The organism is Ureibacillus thermosphaericus, from assembly GCF_012396605.1.
Taxonomy (GTDB): Bacteria; Bacillota; Bacilli; order Bacillales_A; family Planococcaceae; genus Ureibacillus; species Ureibacillus thermosphaericus.
Window position 1 is genome coordinate 1 of sequence record NZ_JAAXPW010000070.1, and the last position, 1,966, is coordinate 1,966.

Genomic DNA, 1,966 nt, shown 5'->3' on the forward strand with positions numbered 1-1,966 from the left:
AGAGGTTGGGACATAAGTATTTTTCAACCTCAAAAATAAGGGGTGAGTTGTTTGAAACAGCTCACCCTTTTACAATTTCATCCAATTCATGAGGGTTTTACACCCCTCGTAGTGCATATTTTCTTAAATTTGTGGCCATTAGGGCAATTCCCATTTCAATTTTTACTTTGAATTTTCCTCGAACGGAAAATCGTGTGAATCCCAAAATAGCCTTCAGAAATCCAAAAACTGGTTCTACATCAATTTTACGTTGATGATAGATTTCGGCAGTTTCAGGCTCTGAAAGCTTTTGTTGTACATATGCTTTTTGTTGTTCCCATTTCAAATTTATACGCAATCTTCGATTCGTACTTTCTTTTGCTTTCGTACATAAATGACGGATTGGACAACCTGTACAATCTTCACACTCGTACACTTTAAATTGACGAACAAATCCAGAAGAATCCTTACGTGTCGAAACAAATTTAAATGAAAGAGTTTTTTGATTCGGACATATATAGGTATCATTTACTTCATCATATATCCAATTGCTTGGTTTAAATGGGTCATCCTTGTATTTTTTCTTCTGCTCTTTTTCATACATCCCATATTTAATCAAAGGTGTTCGTTCTCGTTTTATCATAATGTCATCATAATTCGGTTCACTACCATATCCAGCATCCGCAACTATATATTCTGGTAAATCAAAATACCGTTCTTCAATCGTATCCAAGAAAGGTGTCAATGTTTTCGTATCTGTTGGATTTGGAAATACATCATAAGCAAGTGTAAATTGATTTTCTGTTGCGATTTGGATATTGTAGCCTGCTTTTAATTGTCCATTTTTCATATAGTCATCTTTCATTCGCATAAATGTCGCATCGTGATCCGTTTTAGAATAGCTGTTACGGTTTTGTAGAATCTCCAAATCATTTTGATACTTTTCTTTGCGTGCAATCCAATCATTCACTTGCTTTAATATCTGTTTTGGTGTTTTCCTTTCACTACGTAGTCGTTTTCGTTCCACCGGATCTTCAGAAGCTTCAATTTTTGTAGAATAGTCATCGACTACTTTTTCAAGAGATGATGCTACTTCTTTTAGTTCTTCTACTGAAAGCTCTTCTTCATTTTCACGTTCAATTGCTGGTAAGACTTGTTCTTCAAGTAAACGGTCATAGACTTCATTTGATTTTTTAATTAAATTGGCATGATGCTTTTCGATCGACTTTTTCCATACAAATGTAAATTTATTTGCGTTCGCTTCAATCTTAGTACCATCAATAAAAACGGCTTTTTCATCTATTAATTTTTCTTCAATAAGTTGACAACGGAATTGTACAAAACATTGACGGATTAATTCTTGCATTTGGGGATGTACACGAAAACGATTAATGGTACGATAGCTTGGTTCATATCCTTGAGCTAGCCACATCATCCGAATGCTATCTTTTGTTAAATCTTCAATACGACGACCTGAAAAGACAGATTGCGTATAACCACACAAGATAATTTTTAACATCATTCGGGGATGATAGGATGGACAACCAGTTTCTTTATAAAACGGAGCGAAAGCTTCGTCTGGAATGCTTTCGACTAAATGATGAATATGGTAGGCAATATCATTTTCTTGTAATATAACTTCTAAATCTATAGGTAAAACTAATTGATTCATGTTATAATATTTAAACATAAAGAGGCTCCTTTCTAAGATTTTGTTGTGGTGACTTAATTTTATCAAAAGAGCCTCTTTTTTTGTTTATATAAATTTAAGAAAGTTAAGTTGTTCGACGTGGAGGCCGCGACTCCTGCGGGAACAGCACGAGCCTCAAGACCCCGCAGGTGCGAGGTACGAGTACCGAGGAGGCTTGAGCCGTGCCCGCGGAAAGCGTCGGCCGGAACGGAGAACAACGTTTTCCATAAAAAATCGTCACTTCATGAAAAATCATAAGTGACGATTTTTTATTAGCTAGGGTTTTGTCCCAAGCTC

Annotated in this window: 1 protein-coding gene; it reads right to left on the reverse strand. The window is 35.8% G+C overall.

Annotated features, from left to right (window positions below; all coding sequences use genetic code 11):
* Nucleotides 1-97 precede the first annotated feature (97 nt).
* A complete protein-coding gene (locus tag HF990_RS14725; protein WP_016839668.1) occupies nucleotides 98-1,669 on the reverse strand; it encodes an IS1182 family transposase in 1,572 nt (523 codons plus the stop codon).
* Nucleotides 1,670-1,966: the final 297 nt, after the last annotated feature.

Coding starts and splice junctions, on each gene's coding strand:
- HF990_RS14725 (WP_016839668.1), bottom strand. CDS start 1,669: ATGTTTAAATATTATAACATGAATCAATTAGTTTTACCTATAGATTTA.